Source organism: Rathayibacter sp. AY2B9 (assembly GCF_002931595.1).
Lineage (GTDB): Bacteria > Actinomycetota > Actinomycetes > Actinomycetales > Microbacteriaceae > Rathayibacter.
In genome coordinates, this window is record NZ_PSUB01000004.1 from 182,377 (window position 1) to 205,234 (window position 22,858).

Below are 22,858 nucleotides of genomic sequence, written 5' to 3' on the forward strand. Positions count from 1 at the left end.
CCTGACCGGTGAACGCTCGAGACGCGGAGTGGCGGTGAACTGCGCAGCAGCATCCAGCTCGGATGACGCTCGGGCAGTGCGCAGGTGGCTCCACTGTGGCGGTGCGGTCGAGAAGTGGGGACTTTGCTGACGCCGCACGCGCCAGACCGGCGGGGAGCCGCCGGTGTCGCCCTGCTCTCGGCCGCGACCCGTAACGCGTCCGAGAGCAACACCTGCCGGCTCAGCGGCCCGCTGAACGATCCCCTACCGGACGCATGGTTGACGGTCCCATGGAGGGCGGCCGCCTCCACTAGACCTCTTTATCCGACTGGGGTAGCTACCCTCGAGCCCATGACCGACCAGCAGAACGATGCACGGTTGCGCGCGAGGCGGATCGCCGGTGCGACGGCGATTGTTCTCACCGTTGTCGCCGCGCTTCTCGTTCAGGCCGGCGCGAGCTTGCTGACCCTCGCCTCACCAGCCATGACGGACTGCCGGCCGCGCGAGATCCCGCTGAGCGCAGCAGCCTGGTACCTCGGCGCCCTGCTCGTTATCGGAGGATCCGTCTATGCGGCGGCGAAGACCGCGCGTGCGCTCACGTCGACCGCGCTCCCCTACGCCCTCCTCCTCACAGCGATCCTCGGAATCGTGACGTTCTCGGGACTAGCGATCCTCATCGCCGGGCTGATGGGCTTCGCGGAGATGGATGACCCTGGACCGCCTCCGACAGGCGGACCCGTCCTGCTCCTCATCGCCGCACTCAGCACACCTGCCTGGGCGCTCGGCGCATCCAGCATCCTCATGCTGTCCAAGAGACGCAGAGTGCCGTCTCGTCCGGCGGCGTCGCTCATCGCGTTCGCTGCCATCACTGCGACGAGCGTTGGTCTCCAGCTCGTCAGGTTCACCCTGACCTGCTGACGGTGATCACAGAGGTCCTCTACGAAAGGGGCAACGACGGTACCGCCACACGGCACCGATCATCGGCACCGCGGGACTCGAGAAGTTCCTGCTCAGCGACCCCCTTACGGGACGCCAGAAGCGATGGAAGCACGGCGGAGCGCGCGACGGCGTGGCGATGCGCTCGCTACGCTCACGGGATGTTCGGCCTCTCGCGTTGGCGCCCGCGAGCTGACGCGCGCCGTTCGCGCCGCGCTCGGTTCCGCTCCCTGCTCGCTGAGGCCTGTTGCGCGTGCTCTCACCCGTGGGTGGAGCACGTCGCGGATGCCGGACCGGCCGGCGGTCACGTCTGCTCGGAATGCGTCTACGAGCTCGAGCACGGGTTCAGCCACGGGCCGACCTGTCACCGACCGGTTCCGATCGACGTGTCGAGTCGCGCTGACGCCGCCGCCGCGACAGCAGCGCGGGGCGGCAGCGAGCGACTGGTCGGAGGAGGTCGGATGCGAGACGATGCAGAAGACCGTGATGACCCTTCGATCCCGACCCTGCGCGAAACGACAGCCGCTCTCTTCTTCGGGCTGGTCCAGCCCCGAGACGTGATCGCTCTGGCAGCGAATCTCGTCGCAGCAGGGAGTGACAGCGAGTCCCTTGTCGCTCTCGCGTCCCTCTACTCCAGCGCCACTCCCGCCGACGTCTTCGACCTCAGCTCGGCGGCACTCATCGAAGCGGGCGCGCGGCCATTGGATCGGGACGGTGAGGAGATCCCGCTTCTCGCGCTGCGCGTCGCATGCCGTCGTTTCCTCACCGGCGACTGGGATCTCCGCTCCTTCTCATCCTGGGTGCACGACCGGATCGGTCACGACGGACCGGCAGCTGCGCAGCCGCTTGTCGAGGTCGATGACGAGCTCGACGCGCGAGGCATCGGAGCCGGCGAGCGATACCGCCAGAAGGTCGCTCGACTCGCCGCCGCCTTCCTCGCTGACACAGAAGGGCCGGCGAGCGAGAACCCCTAACGAATCCGTCCGGTGCACGATCCCCATACGGGACCAGTAGCACGGCGTCGCGAGCACCTGCGCTGGTACGCTCCCCACCATTCGACCTACTCGAGGGGCAGCACGATGCAGACGCTTCGCAACACCGTGTTTACCGTGACGGTCGCAGGGATCGTCGTCGGCTTCCTTGCTGTGGGTGCGGTGGCTACCGGGATCACCAGCGAGAAGCCTGCCGCGGGAAACCCCGAGCCGGTTGCCTACTCCGAGCCGAGCTGGACCGACACCAACACGCTCATCATCAGCGGTTACGAGACACCTTCTCCTGAAATGATCGCGACCACTCCCCCGCTCTCCGAAGAGTGACGACGGCACCTGCCGACGATCCGGCTCGCTGCGAGCCGGGGGCATTCTCGTGACGTGGGAGCAATGGACGTTCTCGCTCGGAGCGATCCCCGTGTCGCTCATCGTCCTCAGGAACGTGCTGTGGAGATTCGGCTGCACGAACTCCGGGAGCAAGATCCTTTTCGCCTTCGGCCTCGGAGCGTGCCTGCTGTGCATCGCCCTCGCTGTGATCTGGCAGGTCCACGCCGCGAACGCCGACTGGGCTCCACCCCGGGACGACCAGAACGAAGTTGGCGGCCTCATCCTCTGGACTCTCTACTGGAATGCGGTGGCTGGCTTCTTCACCGCACTCGGCATCCGAGTCACCGACATCCTGATCATCGAACGGACGCGGCGGATCTCCGCCACCGTCGCCCCTGACGCAGCGTGAGGAGCAGGACATCTGGTAAGCGATCCCCCAGCGAAACAGTCGGGGGGCGCCAATGCTGTCGACTCGAGAACGCGTCACTCGCGCGCCTAGGGCGCGTACTCCTGTGACCAGTAATCGGCCCGGACCTCTAGGAGGGGTCCGTCGATAGCGGAACTCACCGTGATGGTGCGCGGGTCCCAAAGCGTTCCTGCGATGCGCGCTTGCGGCGTCGTTCCGAGCTCGCTCGACAGCTGCTCGGGAGTCATCGCGTCGGGCGGGCGCACCGAGAACAGCCGCCAGCATCCACCGGAGGCGCACTCGACGGTCTCGCTGACGAGCTCGCTTCCGGCCGGAAAGTCGATGGCCGAGGCCGCCGGCACGTCCCCCTCGGTCCGGAAGACGGCCAGACCGGCGTAGTACACGAAAGCGCAGAGGACGGCTGCAGCCGCGATCGTCGCTCCCGCGACGACGAGCGGGTGTCCGCGCTTTCGGGGCTCATCCATAAGTCCGGACCCTAGCAAGGCGCTGTAGCCCCTAGCTGGCCTCAGCGGAGGGAACCGCGACCACTCCATCCAGTCGCCCCAACCGCACGACCAAGGGAAGAGCGAGGACGTCGCTTACCCTGAGCCAGTGGGGACATTCTCGAAGGCGCGAAAAACGGTCGCGATCGCAGCATGCCTGATCGTCGTCACGGGATGCACGCCACAGCCTGAACCGCCGGCTCCGCCTCCGGTGTCCACAGACAGCAGCTCCGACGCCGCACTGACCGGTGACCTTGGCCTGGCAACGTTCACGGGGAGCGATGGGACGGCCGGCAGCATCCGTTTGAGTGCGGCTGATGGCCGGCTGGCTCTGGCATCAGACGAGCTCGACATTCCCGCCGCGACCGCATCTTCCTCAGGTTCCGTTGCGGTCATGGCAGCGCTGGACCCGATCGATGAGGGCGCCACCTGTTTCGACATTGCTTTCCCAATGGGTCTCGCGTATGCGGAGCCAGGGAAGCCCTACAAGGCCTGGCGGAACCTCGCAGAGTTCCACGGCGACCCGACAGCGATCGATCAGCTCGTCATCACCACCAAGCCCCAGAACGACCCCGACTGCTCGATGAGGATCATTGCTGTCGCTGACGTCCAATGGAGCGTGAAGCCTCAACGCAGTGATCTCGTCGCCCAGGACGCCGGGCCGCGTGCAGCAGCGCGTGGCGAAACGACATCGACGGACGGAATGCCGACGTCGTACACGGTCGCTCGCAACGACCTCGCAGAGGACGTCGCGGCACGATTCGACATGACGGCCGATGACCTGTTCTACCTCAACCCGTTCCGCTTCCCTTCCGACGAAATTCTGCGCGTCGGCGAAGAATTGAACCTCACCGTCGCGGCGCGATGACCTCCACGCGGGCCACTCGATACCGGGCCTGACGTTCCGGCTCTTGATCAATCTGGTGGAGCGCGGTGCATGATGTCCCGATGAACGTTGGAGAGCCCCCGCGACCGAGTGCAGCGACGCCCATCGTTCTCGCCTTGGTTTTCGGTGGGCTTGCAGCCGCCCTGGGAGCCGTAGCCTCCATCTACATGTGGGACCCGAGCGAGACGTGCAGGACCCGCGGCGGAGGCAGCCTGACGGGAGAGGGGTTCCTCTGGAACCCGCTGTGCTCGGATGGGTCAACCGTTCAGCCGATATGGATGACGTTGACGACTGCTGCGGCGTTGATCGTGGCTGTGACATGCGTCGTCATCGCGGCCATCCGCCAAGCTGAACGTGACGGACGCGAAACTGCGTCGCCCGACGTTCTGCACGACTACTCGCGCCAGACCCTGCCGGAAGACAACGGTCTCCGCAAGCTGGGCGACGAATGGTGACAGACGGTGACTCTCAGGGGTTCTATCGTCTCGCCGTAGCAATGCGGCGTGCATCGGTCTACGGATCCGCGTTCGGGTGACCGCTCAACGAGCCCTCAACGGGACGGTTGCTGCGTCTGCATCCGTAGCCCTAGGCGAAGGTGTCGGAGGAACTTTCGGCGGCGAGGGAACGTTTTACGCGGTCGCGGACACTTCCTAGTGTGAGTGAGCAAAGCGATGAAGAGGTCTGGGCCCGAGCCGTGGGGGGCGACGGTGATGCCTACGGGATCCTCTTCGACCGTCACCGTGGACGTCTCTACCGCCACGCGCACGCCTTGGCGCCAGGTGGGACCGACGCGGATGACGCTGTGGCGGTCTCCTTCTTCGAGGCGTGGCGCCGGCGAGAGGCGATTCGCTTCGTGGACGGCTCGATGCTGCCCTGGCTGCTGCGCACCTGCACCTACGCGCTGAACAACCTCGCCCGGGCGTCCAAGCGGTACCAGGCGGCCCTGAGCCGACTACCCGCGCCCGAGCCACACGAGGACCCCGCTGATATGTCCGACGAGGGCGAAGCTACCTCCGCGCTGCGCGGCCTCTCCCTCCTCGACCGCCAGGTAGTGACGCTCTGCGTGCTCGAAGACCTCACTGACCAGGAGGCAGCCCACGTGCTGGGCGTCCGGGTCGGAACCGTCAAGTCGCGCCTCTCCCGCGCGAAGAGTCGATTGCGCGAGCAACTCGACACCACCACCGCTCTCTCTGCGAAAGGAATCACCCATGAAGTCTGAACCGGGTCTGTCGGACCGCGACCACGAGCTGCGACGGATGCTCGTCGCAACACCCACCGCCACGCCGGTGCGCGCTCCTCGCAGCCGGCGCACTCTCGCCGTCTCAGTCACCGCGTTCGTGGCAGCCGGGATCCTTTCCGGCGCCGTGTCGGCAGCAGCACTCGAGAGTGATGCACCGGATTCGACCGTGAACATCGCAGAGGTCACCCAGGCGCTCACCGAAGGAGACGCCACGTTCTACGGAACGCCCGTTGTCATCAACGGGCAGGGTCGGACCGAAGTGCAGCTCGGCCCGGCACCGGACCCCTCCGCAAAGATCGCGACCGCCTTCGTCTGCGTCGACCGCGGCCGCTTCGATCTGGAAGTCGACGGAGAAGCCAAGCCGGGAATCAACTGCGACGGCGACACCCGCAGCACCACGAACGGCGGCGCGTTCCTGCCGGTCTTCGGCGACGGAGAACACACGATCACGGTGGTCGCGGACGGACGGACTCGGTACACCTTCTGGGCCTCGTGGATCAAGCCGGCCGAGGATCCCGAGCCCTCCGCCGCCCTCACGGAGGCACTCGCAGACGGTGTCGTGACTGAGAGCGAGTACCGCGACGGATTCGCCCGTTATCGAGCCTGCATGGAAGACGCCGGGTTGAAACTCTTCCGCGTGGACGAGTCCGGACCGATCATCAGCTACTCGAACCTCACCGACAACATCGACTCGGGAGACGAGAAGCGCTGCTACGACGGAGAGTTCGGCCAGCTCGACGCCGAATGGCAGGTCGGCATCAACGGGTAGCGCGCCACAACCAGCGGCAGTCCGGCGCCCGCTGCGCGTGATCACGCCCTTACCAAGAAGCGGCCGACGGCGCTCCGCCAACGGCCCGATGGTCGTCGGCGGGGCGTCCTATCGAATCCATCAACTCTCGTGTCCGATGACCGATCCCCTATCGGACGCTCACTAGACCAGCTCCGTCGGGACGACGCGAGCGCTAGTCTCCTCGCCGTGATCATTGATCTAAAGCCCGGCGACGCGCGGTGGGCGACCGCCCTTCCCGTCCTCCGCGAGCTGCGCCCCCATCTCACTGACGAACTGCTCGAGCTGGTACTGCGAGAAGGCGCGCCCCAAGGTCTCCGCTTCACCGCTCTACTGCAAGACGATCGCTGCGTGGCTGTCGCCGGCTGGCGAGTAGTCGTCAACACGAGCGCCATCAGGAAGCTCTACATCGATGACCTGTCCACCGCCGCCGCCGAGCGATCCCACGGCCACGGCGCGGCACTCCTAACCGCGCTGGCGGAGCGCGGTCGGGAACTGGGGTGCAGCGCGATCGAGCTCGACTCCGGCGTGCAACGCTTCGAGGCACATCGCTTCTACCTGCGCGAACGGATGGACATCACCGCCCATCACTTCGCTCGACGGCTCGACCAGTAAGAGCAACGTGCGTCCTCCCCGCACCGTTCGGTAGAGGATCCTCTAACGGGACGGCCTGAGGAGTCGACCCGAGGTGGCGATGCGGAAGAGCAGGGTTTAGCGATGGCGCACCCCGCTCCCGTGACTATGCGCTTCACTGGCATACGCTGCGTGCTCGCGCAGCCGAGCAAGGCGGGTCCTGCGCGCTGGGCAGGAAAACCGGTCACTCTCTACACTCGGGGCAACGGCAGGGAGGGGGCCCGATGGCAACTGCGCCCGATCCTGCCTCGGCGATCGCGCACGCAGGCTTGGCGGGTATCGCAGTCGGCGCCGTCGCCTTCGCCGGATCGCTCCTCGCCGTGCCGTTGCTGTACGCCGGATACGCCGGTCTGGCCGCGTTCGTCCTCCTGCCGCTCATCGCCACTGCGCTCCTGCTGATCGTGTCTCGGGCCGTCACGGGTCGCCTGCATGCCGGCGCAAATCTCGTGCTCGGTGCGCTGCTGACTCTTGCGACACTCGCCGCCGTGGTCACACCGCTCGTGACCGATGCCCCGCCGCTCCCGGCTCCCCTCCTCGCCACCCTTCCGCTGCTGCTCGGCGCCGTGGCGGCATTCGGGTCGCTCGTCGTCCATCCGGGTCGCGCCCGAATCGTTGGAGCCGTGGCGACCGTAGCCCTCCTCGCGACAGTGGCATCGCCCGTGGTGCAGACGGTGCTCGGGCGGTCCGCTGCCGCGCGCGCTTCACAGGAGGCGGAGTACGAAGCGCGGCTCGATTCGTCCGTCGTGCCGTTCGAGTCCGATCGGCTCACGACGACGGCCGTCGTCATCGGGCAGTACGAGTCCTCCATCCGGGCGTCGGAGGATCTTCTCGCGCGACAGGACACCGACTACCTTTCCGACCCGGGCGACATCACGATCCTCACGAGCCGCTTCAACCCGGAGTTCTCGCTCGAGAGCCAGGTCTGCAGCCTGTACACGAATCCCGAGCTGGCGGGGACAGCGGGGAACACCTGCGACCGTCGGGACGACGGCGTCTGGGTGCTCGAGGTGGACGGCTCCCCGATGCTCGCCCGACTCATCGACAACGCCGTGGTCTCCGTGGCAGGCGCGGACCAGGAGCGACTGGAGGAGTTGCTCGCCGCGGTGGTGCCGATGGAGCAGGACGAATACGAGCGCCGGCTCCGCCTCGCCTTCGAACGGGATCTGCGCGCATAGACACCCGTCGTACCGTCGACCACCTCATGCAGCGCCTGCCCCGAGTGCAAATACCGTCGCGACCCGTTACCAACTAGGAGAACCCGTGTTTCTAGCGTTCCTCGCCGGCGCTCCCGCCGTGATCGGGATCCTCTGGCTCGTCAATCTCTCAGGCGACGGGTCCGAAGAAAAGGTGCGGCGAGACACCTGCATCGGCGCCCTCGTCGTCAGCCTGCTGTTCGTCGGCGGAGCCGTCATCTACTGGTTCATGCCCGTGGATATGAGCAACGATGCTCAGGGCTCGTTCGGCGCTTCCGCCTTCGCCGTCGCTGCGCTGCTCGTCAGCGGCATCCTCGGCCTCCTCTTCACCCTCATCCTCTGGCTCACGATGCCAGGAGGGGCAGAGGCGGAGCGCGACTGACGCCCGGTCGTTGCTCGAACGACGATCCGATCGGGGAGGCGTTTACACCACTGGTCCCGAAGCGACCCCTCGGCAGGGTGCTGAGAATCGCGCCCTGCGTAGGCTGAGCGACAGTTCGACGGACGGAGCAGCACAAACCATGACAGACACGAACGCGATCGGTCGACTCTCGGCCGTGGCCGCTGCGACCGGGCTCGTTCTGGCCCTGGCCGGGTGCACGGCACCCCTCGATGGAACCGCCGTCGCCAGCCCCTCGGCGACGTCCGCCGCTCCCAGCCTTCCTACGAGCACTCCCACGGACGGTTCTGACGCGACGGACTCTCCCGCCGCCCAGTCGCTTCTGGAGCAGCTGCCAATCCGCACGTCACTCGAGAGCGTGTCCGACGATGCGACCGGCGATCTGCTGATCGAGGAGCGAGAGGACGGGACGGTGTGGCTGTCCTTCAGCGGACTGAGCCTGACCGGAGCAGTGGAACCGCGGGTCCTTTTCACGAGCGCTCCGCTCGAGGACAACGACGGCGAGCTGAGGTTCCCTTCGGACGTCGGAAGCGAGGTCGGGTCACTGACAGCGGACGCCGACCAGGAACTGCAGATCACGGATCCCGAAACGATCGGCAGTATCGAGAGCATTCTGATCTTGGGCGTCGGTGATCCTGGCGTTCGAAACCTCGCAGCTGCCCGGGTCTCGCCCTCCAGTACGGGACAGTGACGCCGCAGCGCCGCGAACGGCAGGCATCGCCAGGCACCGGCACCGGCCTTCGAATGGAGAGCACACGCGTCGCGCTCCCCTACGAGGTGTCCCGCGATACAAGCAGTTCCCGCAAGAACGGGCAGCATCCACTCGACCCGACCCTTGAAACGTCGATGGGACTTTCGATCGTGGGTTTTTACCCGTTGCTACAGGGTGGGTCATGGCGTTGACGGACTCTGAGCGGCTAGCTCTCGCCCGAATGGTCGAGACCGCCGAGGATCTCGATCGGTGGCGGCTCAGAGTCCAGCGCGTAGAGGAGCCTGAGCGCGGCAGCGAGCTCGCGACGGACGACGAGATTTTTCCGCGGGCACCGATCAGCCAGACCGTGCGGACGTCGCTCGCGTCCTCAGGTGAGCACCTTCGCCTCGCGCTGGATGCCCTGAACGCGGGATCGCTGTATCCGTCCGCGCATTTCACCGTGCTGCGCGGGGCCCTGGTCGGCGCGTGTCAAGCGGTCTGGATTCTGGCATCCGACGAACGGTCCGTGCGCCGCGAACGCGGTCTGACCGTCAACGCAGAGATGCACAAGCAGATGCGCATCTACTACAACTTCCTCGTCGGCACCGACATTGCAGATGAGGAGCGCGCTCGTCTGCAAGGGCAACGGTTGTGGCTGAGTGAGCGTACGAACGATGTCGCATCGTTGAGAAGCACGAAGGCCGAACTCGACGTGACGAAGGTGATTGGTGTCGCAGCCGATTATGCCTTCGCGGACCCGGCCTCACGTGATGCCGTTCGCCGGCTGTGGCGCGAGATGAGCGCTGATGCTCACGTTCTGGGTTGGTCGCTCTTTCAGCGATCGACCTTCGGGCCGGCGGACCGACGAACGGGGGTTGGCGAGGGCAAAGCAGGAGGGGTGCCAGAGTTTGTCGCGCAACCGTTCCTGGCTTCGTACCGCATCTTGAAGCGCGGGTGGTCGCTGTTCGATCAACGCTGTGAGGGCCCGTAGGCCGTTCCTGGCCCCGTGGACACGTCCAGGGTCCGGTGGGAGGGTGGGCGCATGTCGAAGCCTCGGACCAAGCTCGCGCGTGCTGCGCTGATCAGCAACGGGATGGTGTGGTTCGGGCTGTCGTTCATGCTCTTCGCGATCGCCGGCGAGCAGACGTACGCGGCGTTCACCGGTGAGTGGTTCAACGTGCTCGGGTGGGTGCTGATCGTCGCCGTGGCCGCCGGCCTGGCGGTGGTCGGTGTGATCGAGAACCGGAACATCCGGGCGGGGAAGAAGTACAAGCCGCGTCCTCGCCGCTGACTACCGCTCGAGCGCGCGTGGCCGTTCCACGCGCGTGACCGGGGGGTCGAGGGGGCTCTCCCCCTCGTGCGGGCCGGCGCGTTTCGGGTCGGCCCGCGGCGCGCGCTCAGAGGGTGAGCGTGTGGAGGATCAGGGTCGTGGAGCCGATGGGCTTTCCGAAGTCGGTGTAGTCGAGGGTCGCGCGGCGGTTGCTGATGAGGTCGAGGGCGATCAGTTCCTCCTCGGACTCGTCCGTCATGTCGCCGGGCTCTTCGTCCCATTCGCGGAGGACCTGGCGGTCGGCGTCGAGGACTTTCCACAGTCCCCAGACGTGGGCGATGGGTCCGGTCGTCTCGTATGTGAAGACGAGGGCGGTCGCGGTGGGCCAGCCGTAGGCGGCCGCGGCGACGATCAGCGCTCGCGCTGCGGCGGCGGTCGCGTCGGCGTCGCCGGACGCGGCCGCGGCGTCGACGGCGACCTCGGCGGCGCGCAGCGTCGGGTCGTCCTGGTAGGGGTCGAAGCGGTGGGCGGGGCGGGGTGCGGTGGTCGTGGTGGTCATGGTCGGGCCTTCCTGTGCAGCAGTGGGAGAAGAGGAGGAGGGGCGGGGACCGGCGCGAGCCGGTCCCCGCCGGAGGGGCTAGCTGAGCCCTGCGGCGTCGGCGGGGGTGGTGTCGCCGGTGACGACCTGCTCGACCGGGGAGAGCGCGTAACCCCAGGCCGCGAGCTGGCGGAAGTGCTCGGCCGTGCGCTCGTCGCCGCGGCGCCAGGACTCCTTGCTCGTGTGCGCCTCCTGGCCTCCGAGTACGACGGCCAGCGCGACCAGGCGGGCCTTCGCGGGGTTCCCCTCGACCAGCGCCGCGAGGGCGTCGGCGCGGTAGCCGGAGGGGCGCTCGATGCGCAGCAGCGCGTGAGCGAGGTCGCTGCCGCCCGTCATCCCGGAGGCCACCGCGAACCGGTGAGCGGTGAGGCCGAGAGCGATGACGCGATCCGCGTCCTTCGGGAGGGTCTTGCGAGCGAGGAACGTCGCGATCCACTCGCGGCGCACCTTCTCGGCCGCGTTCCACGCCTTGTTGTTGGCGATGAGCACTTTGCGCTCCGCGGACTTCTCGGCGCGCTCCTCCTCGGCCTCCTCCTCGGTCTGCGGCTGCTCGGGGGCTCCGTAGGCGTAGGTGAATCCGGCGGCGGTGGGGTCCTGGACGAGGAGCGTGACCTCGACCTCGCCGCGCCAGCTGGTGTCGATGAGCACTCCGCGGCCGGGAACGGCCGCGACCTGCTCCGGGGTGACGCTCTTCCCGTCCTCGCCGCGCAGCTGCCGCACCGGCGTCCACGTCGCCTGGTCGCCGTAGGCGTCGGAGCGGGTGAGGATCTGGAAGCCGTTGCCGGTGTACTCGGCGGCGGTCGCCGCGAGGAGCGCCTGGTGCGCGGCCTCGTCGCGGAGGGTCTGCGCGGTGTGCTCGAACTGGGCCGGGTCGTGGGTGGCGACCTCGATCAGGTTCGCGCGGGCGTCGGCGTCGTCCTCGAACTCCAACAGCACCGCCGCCTGGTCCAGGGTCAGCTCGTGCTCGTGCAGAACGGACGTGACGGTCGCGGACTCCGCGACCGCAAGCCCCTTCTTCACCGCGTCGGTCTTGGTGCCGGTGCGCTTGGCGATCGCTGCGGCGGACACGCCCTCGAACGCGAGCTGCGCCCACGCGGCGGTCCGGTCCGCGACGCTCAGATCGGCGCGCTGGTCGTTCTCGATGATCTGCTGAACGATCCGATCCGCGGTCGTCTCGTCGCCCTCCACGACGTAGACCGGAATGGTGGCGACCCCGGCCTCGCGGGCGGCCAGGGTGCGGCGCTGTCCAGCGCGGACGATGACGTTGCCGTGCTCGTCGCGACGGGCGAGGACCGGGGTGATGACGCCGTTCTCGCGGATCGACGCGATGAAGTCCCTCGTCAGCGGGGCGCTGGTGCGCACGTTCGCCTCGATCACGAGGGCGGTCGGGTCGATGTGCTGAACGGTCCCGGTTCCGGTAGTGATAGTCACGATGGTTTCTCCTCAATCGGTGTGCGACCATTGAGGCGACAAGTCCCGTGGTTCTAGACCAACTACGGGGCTTTTGTCGTCTTCCTGATCGTTTTTCTTTGCCTCTCCGGCGAGTGAAAACCAATTGAGTGGAGTCGGCGGAGTGACGGCTCTCTCGGGCGAAACAAGGGAGCGTGCGACCGCGTCCGAGAGAGACGGCACGCAGCCGGCGGAGCGAGATAGGTTGAAACCGCGGAGAGGTGAAGAAAACCTAGAAACGCGCCGCGCAGCGGCTCCCGCCGGCGGTGCTCCGTCACCGCTGCGCGAGCGCAGCTCGCGCCCCCGACCGGGGAGACGAGTGTGGCCTTCGCCGTCTACGCGACCGCGGTTCCGTCCAGCGCGAGACTGCGGCCTGTGGCACTGTGTGCAGATGATGATGTGGCGTGAGACGGCGTCAGCCGAAGCGCAAGAGGATCTCGACGGCCTTCTCGATCTGACGATGACTCGCGCCGTTGAGGCTCTCGGAAAGCGCGGCGAGCTCGGCCCGTTCTCCGCCTCGATCGACACCGACGGGCGCAGCGTTCTGAGCATGGTGGAGCCGGAGCCGGGTCGCGGGAACAACTCGTCCCAGGCGGACCTCGACGAGCTCCGGCGTGCGAGCAGAGAGAACCGGCAGTCGTTACGGGCGGTCGCGTACGTCAGCGTGGTCACGATCAGCGGGAGCGGTGATGCCATCCGAGTCGAGTCGGAACATCGGGAGGGCATCGCGCTGGTGGTCCTGGTTCCCTACACCCGGCTTCGTCTTCGCAAGCAACTGAAACTCGGCGAGATGCGCCTGCAGGCCGGCGTAGCCGACATCTGGGCGCCGGAGGCCTGACTTCCTCGCGACCGATGACCACGCATGACCGCGTGTCCCACGAGGAACGCAATGCCGAGCATGAGCCAGGCCAGCAACCAGGCGAGCAAAGGACCTGCCGCGTAGCGGCTCCCGCCGGCGGTGCTCCGTCACCGCTGCGCGTGCGGAGCTCGCGCCCCGCCTCCGGCGGAACACCGGGGAGCGCGAGGGGATCGCCCCTCGTGGCCGGCCAGAAGGCCGGCCCCTCCCCCGCGCTACTCGGCGGGCGTCAGGAACGCGATCAGCGCGGCGACCTCGGCGGTGCCGTCGTCGTGGACGGGCATCCCGCCGGGTCCGCACTCCCCTGGCAGTCCGAGCGTGTTGCGGGTGTGCGTGAGGATCTCCGCGTCGGTCGCGGTGGCGTTCTCCGGGTCCTCGTCGCGGCTGGTCGCGAGGATGAGGGCGAGCTGGTCGGCGCTCGCGCGGCCGGTGTCGATGCGGGTCATGGTGTGGTCCTCTCAGCGGCTCAGGAACGGGGTGACGCGGCGGATCGCTGTGCGGCGGGCGTGGGCGACGCAGTGGCGGAACGAGCCGCTGGTGATGCCGTGCAGCTGGTCGGAGTGCCACGCCTCCCAGTCCCCGGACTTGCGGCGGGTGACGTGCACCGTGGGCATCGTCTTGGGATCGGTGCCCACGACGCGGACGTCGACCGCGCAGGTGTTCGCGAGCGTGAGGTAGTTCTTCGCGGTGGTCTGCAAGTCGGTGATGCTCTGCGTGGTGTGGGTGCTCCCTCTGGCTGATCGTTTTTCTTTGCCTCTCCGGCGGGGAAAACCGTTCGAGTGGAGGCGGCGCAGTGACGCCGATAGCGGGCGAAATAAGCCCGCAGGGCGCGTCCGCTATCGGTGGCACGGAGCCGGTGGAGCGAAATAGGTTGAAACCGCGGAGAGGTGAAGAAAACGGGTGGAACGGGCCGCATCGCGGCCTCCCATCGGCGGTGCTCCGTCGCCGCTGCGCGAGTGCAGCTCGCGCCCCGGAACGGGACACCGGGGAGCGTGAGGGGGTCGCCCCTCACGGGCGGGCAGCGCCGGCCCTCCCGCTTGATTACTTGGCTGGCAGGCGGCGCTGGCGGCTACGGTGGGCGGATGAACCGCCTTACGGCAGCTGCGATCGCGATCGCGGTGCTCACTGTTGCCGGCGGTTGTTCGGCGGTTGCACCTGAACCTGCGTCGAAAGCGCCGAATGGCGATCCGATCGTCGCCGCTCGGAGCCTCCCTGAGGCTGGCGGCGTCGTCGCCGGTAGCGACGCCGGTTCGAGCTGCGGCGAATACGTTCTTGAACAAGGAAGTGACCTGCCCAGCACGGCTCGAGCATGCCTCGCGACCGCCGCGATTGCGGGAGACGAGGCGGAACTGGCGTGGAGCACACCGACCACCGACGGCGACCCAATTGTCTCATTCGCGTTCGTCGGAGGCTCGATCGACGGCGTCGACGTGTACACGACGACGGCGTTCGATCGCCACAACGGTCTTGAAGAGCCCACGGGCGTGGGCGCCAGCTGGTCACTCCTGCACTGTGCCGATCCGGCAGATCTGCACGGTTCGGGCGATTGCGAACGCTACGTCGAGGGATGAATCCTGAACCGGGCAACTCGGAGACTGGGCCGCATCGCGGCCTTGGATGTGCGAAACGGAGACTGCAGGCAATAGCCTCAAAGTCCTGTATTAACAGACCGACAGAATTCCGAATCTCTACTTCCGGGCCGCCAGCAATCAGTCAGGTGGACGAGCCGGTCGTCAGGCCGGCCCCCTACGCGCACCAGTCGCGCGAGCGCCCGTTGACGCTGCGCGCGGTGTCGCCGGTGCCGAGGTCGACGAGCACGGTCGAGGTCGCGCTGAAGCCCGGCTCGCCCGGGTAGTCGTCCGGCCGGCCCTCGACCGAGACGGTCTCGACGGCGAGGTACTGCCCGTTCGGCGAGAGGCAGACGCCGCGGATGCGGCCTGTCGGCGAAGTGCGGAACACCTCCGCGGTGCCGGACGCGTCGACGCGGACGACGGAGTACTGGGTCGCCCCCGTCTCCGGCGCGTACTCGGCCTCGAGCTCGACGTAGCTCCCGGAGTCGAGGAGCAGGATCTGCACGGGCGACGCGGTCGCGCTCACGTCCGCCGGCGGGAGGGCGAGCGTCTCGACCGAGCCGTCGGCCAGGTCGATCAGCGAGCCCGACTCCGGATCGGCGACCACGAGCCGGTTCGCGCCGGGCACGAATCCGCGCAGCTCCGCGTGCTGCCCGAGCGGGCTGATCGACCCGGGCGTCAGCAGGTCGAGCAGGAGCACAGTGTCGTCGAGCGAGTGGGTGACGACCGAGGTGGTGCCGGGCACGAACATCCAGTCGCGCGCCCGCAGCGGCCCGCCGTCGATCCCGAGCACGGGGACCGCCTCGGCCTTCTGGTCGGTGAGGTCGTAGGAGTAGAGGGCGCGGTCGAGCGGGCCCGACGGCGCCTGCCCGGTGAAGGTCCAGCCGAGCACGCCCTTCTCGGGCGAGGAGTGCAGCTCGCGCACGGTCCCGGGGCCGGGGAGCGGAATGACGCCCTCGGAGCCGGTGTCGAGCGTGACCGTGCGGAGGAGGTTCGTGTCGTCCGGCTCGATGGTCACGACGACCAGCACCGGGCCGACGACGGCGTAGTCCTGGATCCGGTCGGCCGTGACGAGGACCCGGGCGTCGCCTCCGGAGAGCGGGCGGACGCGGACGGCGTCGGGCTGCGAGGGGTCGTCGGCGGTGCGATCGAGGGTGAAGAGGTCGGGGTCCTTCGTGGTGAAGGAGGCGGAGACGTCGGCGGCCGAGCCGGTCGCGGCGCTGCGGGCGTCGTCGATCCCGATCTCGTAGCGGGTGGCGTAGCGGAGGGTGTCGGTGAACGTGACGGTGAGCACGCCGCCGTCGAGCTCGGCGGTGTGCGGGGCGTCCGGAGCGACGCGGACGCGGTCGAGCGCGTCGGGCTCGAGCGCCTGGTCGAGGTGCAGGCGGGCTCGGGAGCCGTCGCGCTCGACCACGCCGTCGGTGCTGACCTCGAGGGAGGCGACCCGGGGCCCCTTCGCGACGGTGGCGGCGGTCAGGCCTCCGACCGCGAGGACGAGCACCGCGACGACCGCCCAGAACAGGCGGGGGAAGCGGGAGGCGCTTGCGGAGTCGAGGCCGGGAGCTCCGCCATCGTCCCGTCGCCCGCTCTGCGCCGACGTGCCGCGCTCGGGAGGCGCGCCGGGCTCAGGATTCGCGCCGCGCTCAGTAGACATACGGCATCGCCGGCTCGTCGATCGGAGTGAGCGCCTCCGGCTCCAGCACGACCGCCTCGGCGCTGGTGACGCTCGGGTTCGCGCCGAAGCCGCCGCTCGCCTCCAGCCACTGCCCCTCCGACCAGGTGTCGGCCCAGCCGGCCTGGTAGACCGGCACGCCCACCGGCTGCGCGTCCACCGCACAGCAGGTGACGACGAAGCGGGCGATGTAGAAGACGTTCTCGGGGTCGGAGGCGTCGGGGGTCACGAATCCGCTCACCGTGGCCGTGCGGCCGGCGAGGAACTGCTCGCTCGCGCCCTGGCGCAGCAGGGTCGCCCAGTCGCGCACGCTGAAGGACGCCGTGTCGCCGGTGGGCGCCGCGGCGGTCACGGAGGCGTCGACGGCGCTCGTGTTGACCTCGCGCTGCGTCGCGGTCGAGGCGGTGAGGGCGGCCGGCGGGAGCACGAGCAGGGCGACGGCGGCGGAGGCGATCACCGCGACTCCGGCCGCGACCGCGACCACCCGGCGCCAGGGGCGGGCGGGTTTGTGGGCGTGGAGGTGCTCGACGTCGTCCTCGTGCTCGTGCTCGTCCTCCTCGGCGCCCGGCACGACCGCGAACGCCGCGATCAGCAGCACTCCGGCGATCACCGCGAGCACCACCGAGAACTCGAAGTAGCGGGGGTGGATGTAGAGGCCGAGCCGGCCGGTCGCCGCGAGCCACAGGGTCGAGACGACGCCGATCAGGCTGAGGACGACGCCCTTCCAGCGGGCGAGGAGGCGCTCAGAGCGCATAGTTCACCGCCAGTCCCAGCGCGGCGGCGGCGAGGGCGACCAGCACGGTGACGCGCACCAGCGTCGCGGCCGAGAACGTGGTGCGCAGCAGCGCGAGCATCTTGACGTCGATCATCGGGCCGAAGACGAGGAACGCGATGATGCCTCCCGGCAGGAACGTGGAGCCGAACGAGAGCACGAAGAACGCGTCGACGTTCGAGCAGATCGAGATGACGAAGGCGAGCACCATCAGCGCCAGCACCGACCAGAGAGGGTCGCCGCCGAGCGTGGTCAGCACGTCGCGCGAGACGCCGACCTGGATCAGCCCCGCGATGGCGGCGCCGACGAACAGCGCCGGCATCATCGCCCCGGTCTCCTCGGCGAACAGCAGCACGCTGCGCCGGGAGCGGTCGCGGAGGGAGCGGGAGGGCCGCTCGCCCGCCTCGCAGGCAGCGCGGAAGCGGTCGGTGAGCAGGCTCATCGGCTCGGAGTGGCGGCTGAAGATCCAGCCGACGAGATTCGCGATCGCGAAGCCGCCGACGATGCGCCAGACGAGGATCCCGTCGGCCCAGCCGAAGGCCTGGTAGGTCGTGACGATGGTGATCGGATTCACGATCGGCGCGGCCAGGAGGAACGTCATCGACTCCGACACCGAGAGGCCCTTGACGATCAGCCCGCGGGCGAGCGGCACGTTGCCGCACTCGCAGACCGGGAGGAGCACGCCGAGCAGCGAGATCACGAGGCGCCGCGGGAGCGCCCGCTTCGGCAGGATCCTCAGCAGCACGGCCTCGGGCACCCACAGCTGCACCGCGATCGAGAGGACGATGCCGAGGAACACGAACGGCAGGGACTCGATGACGACGCTGATCGAGAGGGTGAGGAAGTCGCGCACCGCGTCCGAGAGGGCGTCGCCCGCCGCGTCCGGGGCGAGCAGGCGCGTCGCCACGAGGACGGCGACCAGGGCGAGCCCGAGGAGCGGCCCGCGCCGCGACCGCCGGGCGCCCGGGGACGCGCGGGTCGTGGCGGCGAGCGCGGATTCGGGGGACATCCCGACCCATCGTAGGCGGGGGTCCTGCGGGGGCCGGCGCGGGGCGCGGCCCGTCGGCACGGCCGGCGGCCGCCTCCCCCGGGCGCGCAAAGGGCCGCCGGACGCCCCCGGGCGCGCGAGAACGCAGACGTGGCCGCACTCGAGGGCGAGTACGGCGACTTCTGCGTGCTCACGGTGTTGACTGCGCAGTCAGAGCGTGGTGTACTCGTCGCGCGGCGCGATTGACTGCGCTGTCACCCGCGCAGCAGCGCGACGAGCGAAGGAGCCGTCCATGGATGCACAGCCCCAGGGCGCCTCCCGCCGCGTCTCGATGTCCGACGTCGCCCGCCTCGCCGGAGTCAGCCAGAAGTCCGTCTCCCGCGTCGTCAACGCGGAGGCGCACGTCTCCCCCGCCATCGCCGAGCGCGTCACCGCCGCCATCCGCGAGCTCGGCTTCCGCCCCAACGCCGCCGCCCGGACGCTGGTCACGCAGCGCACCCGGAGGATCGGGATGGTGACGATGGGCACCTCTCTCTACGGCCCCTCCGCGATCCTCGACGGAGTCGAGCACGCCTCCCGCGCGGCCGGCTACTTCCTCAGCGTCGTCCGCACCGTCGAGAACAGCGGCCGCGAGCTGCAGGAGGCGGTCGACACGCTCGTCGACCAGGGCGTCGACGGCATCATCCTCTCGGAGCCCGTCGACTTCGGCCACCCGCGCCTGAGCATCCCGGACGGCGTCACCGTCCTCAGCTTCGACCACCCGAGCGAGGAGCACCGCCCCGAGGAGCTGGTGGTCGGCACCGACGAGGCAGGAGCCGCCCGCAGCGCCACCGAGCACCTGCTCGCTCTCGGGCACGAGACGGTCTGGCACATCGCCGGCGCGAGCACCTGGTCGGCGACCCGACGCCGCATCGAGGGCTGGCGCGCCGCTCTGGCCGACGCCGACGCCGCGGAGCCGCCCGTCCTTCACGGCGACTGGAGCCCGCGCTCGGGCGCCGAGGCGATGGCGTCGATCCTGCACCGCCCGGACGTGACCGCCGTCTTCGCGGCCAACGATCAGATGGCCGTCGGAGCGATGCACGCCGCCGAGGCCGCCGGTCTCCGCGTCCCCGAGGACCTCAGCGTCGTCGGCTTCGACGACGACCCGCTCTCGGAGTTCCTGCACCGGCCGCTCACCACCGTGAAGCAGGACTTCGCGGAGGTCACCCGGATCGCCATGCACCGCATGATCCGGACGCTCGAGGGCCACGCTCCCGCCGACCGCCACCGCTCCGTCCCCGCCCAGCTGATCGTCCGCTCCTCCACCGGTCCGGCCAATCCCGAGCGCGCCGGCCTGCGGCCTGTGCCTCCCTCCCCCGTCCGCTAGCTCCGCCACCCCGCTCTCCGCCCCGCCTCACCACCGCCGCCGCGCGGTTCCTCCAGCGCGCCTGCCGGTTCCTCCGGCACGCCCGCCGGCCCTCACCCGTCCCCTCCTCCGAGGAGCACCTCCATGCACTCACTCCCACCCGCGCTCTCACGCCGCGGCCTGCTGCGCCTCGGTGCCGCAGCCGGCGGCTCGGCCGCCCTCGCCTCCCTGCTCGCCGCGTGCTCGACTCCGGGCGGGCAGGCGGCCGTCGAGTCCGGCGCCGTCGACCTCTCCTTCTGGACCCACGACGACGGCTACGTCTCCTTCTTCACGGAGGCGCTCGCGCTCGCCGACGAGAGGTCCGCCTTCTCCTACTCCCTCGACGTCACCAAGATCGGCGCGACCGACATCGTCACGAAGCTGATCGCCCAGGCGGTCGCCGGGACGGGCACGCCCGATGTGGTCGGCATCGAGGTCGCCAACTTCGCACGGACGCTCCGGGGCTCGATCGCGCCCGAACTGCTCGTCGACCTCACCGAGGCGACCGCGCCCTACCGCGACGACCTCATCACCGCGCGGGTGGACGCGTTCAGCAAGGACGGCGCGCTCTACGCGCTGGACTCCGACACTCCGCTGGCCGTCTACTACTACCGCGAGGACGAGTTCGCGCGGCTCGGAGTGCCGGTGGAGATCGAGACCTGGGAGGAGTTCGCCCGGGTCGGCGGTGGGATCAGCGCCCGCGAGGGGGTCTCGTTCGGGGCGCTCTCGGTCGGAAGCGACCTCCCCCAGGTCGTGCAGGGCTACCAGCTCCTGCTCATGCAGCGCGGCGGGCAGCTCTTCGACCGCGACGGGAACCTCGACCTCGAGACCCCGGAGGCGGAGGAGGCCCTGCGGTTCGCCGCCGACGGCCTCGCCTCCGGGTTCTTCACCACCGTGGCCGACTACTACGGCCCGAGCATGCAGAGCGGCCTCAAGAACGGCTCGATCCTCGGCGTGGACATGCCCACCTGGTACTCGAGCTACGGCATCAAGCCGAACGTGCCCGAGCAGTCCGGGCTCTGGCGGGTGAAGGCCCTGCCCCGATTCGCGGGCGGAGGCGGCCGCACCGCCGTCGGAGGCGGCACCGGCTTCGCGGCGACCACTGGCAAGGCGAACAGCGACGCCGCCGTGGAGCTGATCCTCGCCGCCTACCTCGACCCGTCCCAGCAGGTGAAGCGGTACCGCGACCTCGGCTACCTGCCGACGCTGCGCTCGGTGTACGAGGACCCGGAGCTGGCGACGATCACCGACGACTACTTCGGCGGCCAGGCGCTGTTCGACGTGTACGGGGACATCATCGACGAGGTCCCGTCGCTCTTCCAGAGCCAGAACCAGCAGATCCTGACGACCGTCCTCTCCGGATACCTCCTCCAGGCCTACAAGGGCACCCTCTCCCCGGCGCAGGCGCTCCGCGCGACCGCCGAGGACTTCCGCGGCCAGGCCCGCAGCTAAGGAGCGACGATGTCGACACTCACCACGGCCGGGACCCCCGCCTCGGCGCAGGACGGCCGCGGCGGCTCCCCGCTCGCGGCCCGCGCCTCACGGCGCAAGCGCCTGAGCACCTCCGGGGGCTCCGCGCCCTACTTCTTCATCGCGCCGTTCTACGTGCTCTACGCGCTGTTCATGATCGTCCCGGTCCTCGCCGCGATCTACCTCAGCCTCACGGAGTGGGTGGGCCTCGGCTCGCCGGAGTTCGTGGGCCTGCGCAACTACGGGAACCTGCTCGGCGACACCAGCTTCGGCGTCGCCCTGGTCAACACGCTGATCTACACGCTCATCGCGGTGTTCGTGATCGTCCCCTGCTCACTGATGATCGCGCAGGGGCTGAACGCCCAGGGGCTGAAGGCGCGCGACCTGTTCCGGCTCACCTTCTTCATCCCGATGGTGCTCTCGCCGATCGTGATCGCCCTGATCTACAGCCTGATCTTCGACCGCAGCTACGGGCTGCTGAACTCGGTGCTCCAGGCTCTCTTCGGGCTCGGGGACATCGACTGGCTCGGGGATCCGACCCTGGCGAAGGTCGCCATCGGCTTCGTGCTGCTCTGGCGCACCGTCGGCTACCTCACGATCTTCTTCCTCGCCGCCCTCCAGGCAGTGCCGAAGGAGCTCTACGAGGCGGCCGAGCTCGACGGCGCCGGGGTCCTCGCGAAGTTCCGCACCGTCACCCTGCCCGCCATCCGCCCGGTCACCGCCTTCGTGGTGGTCACCTCCTTCATCAGCGCCGCCCAGCTGTTCGACGAGCCGTACCTGCTCACCCGCGGCGGGCCGGGAGAGGCGACCCTCTCGGTCTCGATGTTCATCTACCGTGCCGCGTTCGAGCGCCAGCAGTTCGGCTACGCGGCGGCGGCCGGAGTCGTGCTCTTCGTGCTCGTCTTCGCCGTCAGCCAGATCCTCAACCGCGCCCTCGCCATCGGGAGAACCTCATGACCGCCACCACGGGAATCGTCACCGCCGACGCTCCGGCCCGCCGCCGCCTCCCGAGGCAGCGTCGCGCCTCGACCGGAGCGCGCGCCCGCCGCGGCCTGCTCTACGTCACGCTCTCGGCGCTGCTGCTCGTGTTCGTGCTGCCGCTGCTGTGGGCGCTGAGCGGCTCCTTCAAGAACCGCGGGGACATCTTCTCGACGCCTCCGTCGCTCGTGCCGGACCCGGCGACGACCGACAACTACGCGAATCTGCTGACCACCCAGCCGTTCTGGGCGTGGTTCGGGATGAGCGTCGGCACGTCGCTGGTCGCGACGACCGTCTCGGTCTTCGTCTGCGCGATGGCGGGCTACGGCTTCGCCAAGTTCGCCTTCCGCGGCAAGAAGGTGCTGTTCACCGTGATGTTCTCGTCGCTGTCGGTGCCGTTCGTGGTGATCCTCGTGCCGCTGTTCATCCTGGTGGTGAAGGCCGGGCTCTCGAACCCCTGGTTCGCTCTGATCGTGCCGTGGGTCGCACCCGCGTTCGGGATCTTCATGATGCAGCAGTTCATCGTGCAGTCGATCCCGGACGAGATCATCGAAGCGGCCCGGATCGACGGCAACAGCGAATTCGGCACGTTCTGGAGGGTCGTGCTCCCGCTCCTGCGCCCCTCTCTCGGAGCCCTGGGCGTCTGGGGCTTCCTGCAGAGCTACAACAGCTTCCTCTGGCCGCTCGTGCTGCTCTCGGACTCGTCGCAGTACACGATCCCGCTCGGACTGAACATCCTGTTCGCGTCCGAGAACCGCTCCTACGACCTGGTGCTCGCCGGCGCAGTGCTCGCGTCGGTGCCGACCATCCTGGTCTTCTTCCTCCTGCGCCGGCAGCTGCTCGACGGCCTGACCGCGGGCGCCGTCAAGGGCTGAAGCCC

General features: G+C 69.0%; 28 protein-coding genes. 20 read left to right on the top strand and 8 right to left on the bottom strand.

The annotated features are described in order from the left end of the window. The first annotated feature begins 330 nt into the window (after positions 1-330). From C5C25_RS06120 to C5C25_RS06135, 4 genes are all read left to right on the top strand, one after another. Positions 331-897, top strand: coding sequence for a hypothetical protein (locus C5C25_RS06120; protein ID WP_104223345.1), 567 nt, complete (start codon positions 331-333; stop codon positions 895-897). Positions 898-1,376: 479 nt separating this feature from the next. Continuing rightward, positions 1,377-1,889 carry a hypothetical protein gene (locus C5C25_RS06125; protein ID WP_104223346.1) on the top strand — a complete coding sequence of 171 codons (513 nt, stop codon included), beginning with the start codon at positions 1,377-1,379 and terminating at the stop codon, positions 1,887-1,889. A gap of 105 nt (positions 1,890-1,994) precedes the next feature. Continuing rightward, complete coding sequence (locus C5C25_RS06130; RefSeq protein WP_104250063.1) at positions 1,995-2,231, top strand: hypothetical protein; 237 nt, start codon at positions 1,995-1,997, stop codon at positions 2,229-2,231. Between the two features lie 91 nt (positions 2,232-2,322). Then, positions 2,323-2,640 carry a hypothetical protein gene (locus C5C25_RS06135; RefSeq protein ID WP_146078857.1) on the top strand — a complete coding sequence of 106 codons (318 nt, stop codon included), beginning with the start codon at positions 2,323-2,325 and terminating at the stop codon, positions 2,638-2,640. 86 nt (positions 2,641-2,726) lie between these two features. Here C5C25_RS06135 and C5C25_RS06140 read toward each other — a convergent pair whose 3' ends face one another. Next, a complete protein-coding gene (locus C5C25_RS06140; protein ID WP_104250065.1) occupies positions 2,727-3,122 on the bottom strand; it encodes a hypothetical protein in 396 nt (131 codons plus the stop codon). A gap of 127 nt (positions 3,123-3,249) precedes the next feature. Between C5C25_RS06140 and C5C25_RS06145 the strand changes: the two genes are divergently transcribed. From C5C25_RS06145 to C5C25_RS06195, 10 genes are all read left to right on the top strand, one after another. Then, positions 3,250-4,008 (top strand): LysM domain-containing protein, encoded by a 759-nt coding sequence (locus C5C25_RS06145; RefSeq protein WP_146079437.1) that lies wholly within the window; start codon positions 3,250-3,252, stop codon positions 4,006-4,008. Between the two features lie 296 nt (positions 4,009-4,304). After that, positions 4,305-4,481 carry a hypothetical protein gene (locus C5C25_RS16470; protein ID WP_181028852.1) on the top strand — a complete coding sequence of 59 codons (177 nt, stop codon included), beginning with the start codon at positions 4,305-4,307 and terminating at the stop codon, positions 4,479-4,481. Between the two features lie 200 nt (positions 4,482-4,681). Further along, the gene (locus tag C5C25_RS06155) at positions 4,682-5,245 is read left to right on the top strand and encodes an RNA polymerase sigma factor (protein ID WP_258063341.1); all 564 of its coding nucleotides are present in this window, start codon (positions 4,682-4,684) and stop codon (positions 5,243-5,245) included. Further along, entirely contained in the window at positions 5,235-6,035 is an 801-nt protein-coding gene (locus tag C5C25_RS06160; RefSeq protein ID WP_146079438.1) for a hypothetical protein, read from the top strand. Before C5C25_RS06155 ends, C5C25_RS06160 begins: the two co-directional genes overlap by 11 nt. Positions 6,036-6,242: 207 nt before the next feature. Next, a complete protein-coding gene (locus C5C25_RS06165) occupies positions 6,243-6,668 on the top strand; it encodes a GNAT family N-acetyltransferase (protein ID WP_104250070.1) in 426 nt (141 codons plus the stop codon). A 242-nt stretch (positions 6,669-6,910) separates the two neighbouring features. After that, the gene (locus C5C25_RS06175) at positions 6,911-7,861 is read left to right on the top strand and encodes a hypothetical protein (protein ID WP_181133646.1); all 951 of its coding nucleotides are present in this window, start codon (positions 6,911-6,913) and stop codon (positions 7,859-7,861) included. An 85-nt stretch (positions 7,862-7,946) separates the two neighbouring features. Next, the gene (locus tag C5C25_RS06180) at positions 7,947-8,261 is read left to right on the top strand and encodes a hypothetical protein (RefSeq protein WP_104250073.1); all 315 of its coding nucleotides are present in this window, start codon (positions 7,947-7,949) and stop codon (positions 8,259-8,261) included. A 139-nt stretch (positions 8,262-8,400) separates the two neighbouring features. Then, positions 8,401-8,970, top strand: a complete 570-nt coding sequence (locus C5C25_RS06185) for a hypothetical protein (RefSeq protein ID WP_104250074.1) — start codon at positions 8,401-8,403, stop codon at positions 8,968-8,970. A 241-nt stretch (positions 8,971-9,211) separates the two neighbouring features. After that, a complete protein-coding gene (locus C5C25_RS06190; protein WP_146079440.1) occupies positions 9,212-9,961 on the top strand; it encodes a hypothetical protein in 750 nt (249 codons plus the stop codon). 51 nt (positions 9,962-10,012) lie between these two features. Further along, on the top strand, positions 10,013-10,261 hold the full coding sequence (locus C5C25_RS06195) for a hypothetical protein (RefSeq protein WP_104233598.1): 249 nt from the start codon (positions 10,013-10,015) through the stop codon (positions 10,259-10,261). Positions 10,262-10,367: 106 nt separating this feature from the next. On the opposite strand, the gene C5C25_RS06200 is transcribed toward C5C25_RS06195, so the two are convergent. Continuing rightward, on the bottom strand, positions 10,368-10,799 hold the full coding sequence (locus C5C25_RS06200; protein ID WP_104250076.1) for a hypothetical protein: 432 nt from the start codon (positions 10,797-10,799) through the stop codon (positions 10,368-10,370). Positions 10,800-10,877: 78 nt separating this feature from the next. Further along, entirely contained in the window at positions 10,878-12,269 is a 1,392-nt protein-coding gene (locus tag C5C25_RS06205) for a ParB/RepB/Spo0J family partition protein (RefSeq protein ID WP_181133647.1), read from the bottom strand. 409 nt (positions 12,270-12,678) lie between these two features. Between C5C25_RS06205 and C5C25_RS06210 the strand changes: the two genes are divergently transcribed. Beyond that, a complete protein-coding gene (locus tag C5C25_RS06210) occupies positions 12,679-13,125 on the top strand; it encodes a hypothetical protein (protein ID WP_146079441.1) in 447 nt (148 codons plus the stop codon). A gap of 233 nt (positions 13,126-13,358) precedes the next feature. On the opposite strand, the gene C5C25_RS06215 is transcribed toward C5C25_RS06210, so the two are convergent. Next, positions 13,359-13,589 (bottom strand): hypothetical protein, encoded by a 231-nt coding sequence (locus C5C25_RS06215; RefSeq protein ID WP_104250079.1) that lies wholly within the window; start codon positions 13,587-13,589, stop codon positions 13,359-13,361. A 12-nt stretch (positions 13,590-13,601) separates the two neighbouring features. Further along, positions 13,602-13,841, bottom strand: a complete 240-nt coding sequence (locus C5C25_RS06220; RefSeq protein WP_104250080.1) for a hypothetical protein — start codon at positions 13,839-13,841, stop codon at positions 13,602-13,604. A 384-nt stretch (positions 13,842-14,225) separates the two neighbouring features. Here C5C25_RS06220 and C5C25_RS16275 point away from each other — a divergent pair, with 384 nt between their 5' ends. Next, on the top strand, positions 14,226-14,714 hold the full coding sequence (locus C5C25_RS16275) for a hypothetical protein (RefSeq protein ID WP_146079442.1): 489 nt from the start codon (positions 14,226-14,228) through the stop codon (positions 14,712-14,714). A gap of 175 nt (positions 14,715-14,889) precedes the next feature. Here the strand turns inward: C5C25_RS16275 and C5C25_RS06225 are convergent, their stop codons facing one another. From C5C25_RS06225 to C5C25_RS06235, 3 genes are read right to left on the bottom strand one after another with little or no spacing between them, the layout of a single operon-like run. Beyond that, positions 14,890-16,368: a hypothetical protein gene (locus C5C25_RS06225; protein WP_104250081.1), complete on the bottom strand. Its 1,479-nt coding sequence runs from the start codon at positions 16,366-16,368 to the stop codon at positions 14,890-14,892. Then, positions 16,358-17,140 (bottom strand): TIGR03943 family putative permease subunit, encoded by a 783-nt coding sequence (locus tag C5C25_RS06230; RefSeq protein WP_104250082.1) that lies wholly within the window; start codon positions 17,138-17,140, stop codon positions 16,358-16,360. The genes C5C25_RS06225 and C5C25_RS06230 overlap by 11 nt, the downstream gene beginning before the upstream one ends. Further along, on the bottom strand, positions 17,130-18,167 hold the full coding sequence (locus tag C5C25_RS06235) for a permease (protein ID WP_104250083.1): 1,038 nt from the start codon (positions 18,165-18,167) through the stop codon (positions 17,130-17,132). Before C5C25_RS06235 ends, C5C25_RS06230 begins: the two co-directional genes overlap by 11 nt. A 271-nt stretch (positions 18,168-18,438) precedes the next feature. On the opposite strand from C5C25_RS06235, the gene C5C25_RS06240 reads away from it, so the two are divergent. The 4 genes from C5C25_RS06240 (at position 18,439) to C5C25_RS06255 (ending at position 22,853) form a co-directional block, all read left to right on the top strand. Continuing rightward, on the top strand, positions 18,439-19,512 hold the full coding sequence (locus C5C25_RS06240; protein ID WP_219814383.1) for a LacI family DNA-binding transcriptional regulator: 1,074 nt from the start codon (positions 18,439-18,441) through the stop codon (positions 19,510-19,512). Between the two features lie 123 nt (positions 19,513-19,635). Next, the gene (locus C5C25_RS06245; RefSeq protein ID WP_104250084.1) at positions 19,636-20,982 is read left to right on the top strand and encodes an ABC transporter substrate-binding protein; all 1,347 of its coding nucleotides are present in this window, start codon (positions 19,636-19,638) and stop codon (positions 20,980-20,982) included. 9 nt (positions 20,983-20,991) lie between these two features. Beyond that, entirely contained in the window at positions 20,992-21,957 is a 966-nt protein-coding gene (locus C5C25_RS06250) for a carbohydrate ABC transporter permease (protein ID WP_104250085.1), read from the top strand. Beyond that, positions 21,954-22,853 carry a carbohydrate ABC transporter permease gene (locus C5C25_RS06255; protein ID WP_104250086.1) on the top strand — a complete coding sequence of 300 codons (900 nt, stop codon included), beginning with the start codon at positions 21,954-21,956 and terminating at the stop codon, positions 22,851-22,853. Before C5C25_RS06250 ends, C5C25_RS06255 begins: the two co-directional genes overlap by 4 nt. Positions 22,854-22,858 lie beyond the last annotated feature (5 nt).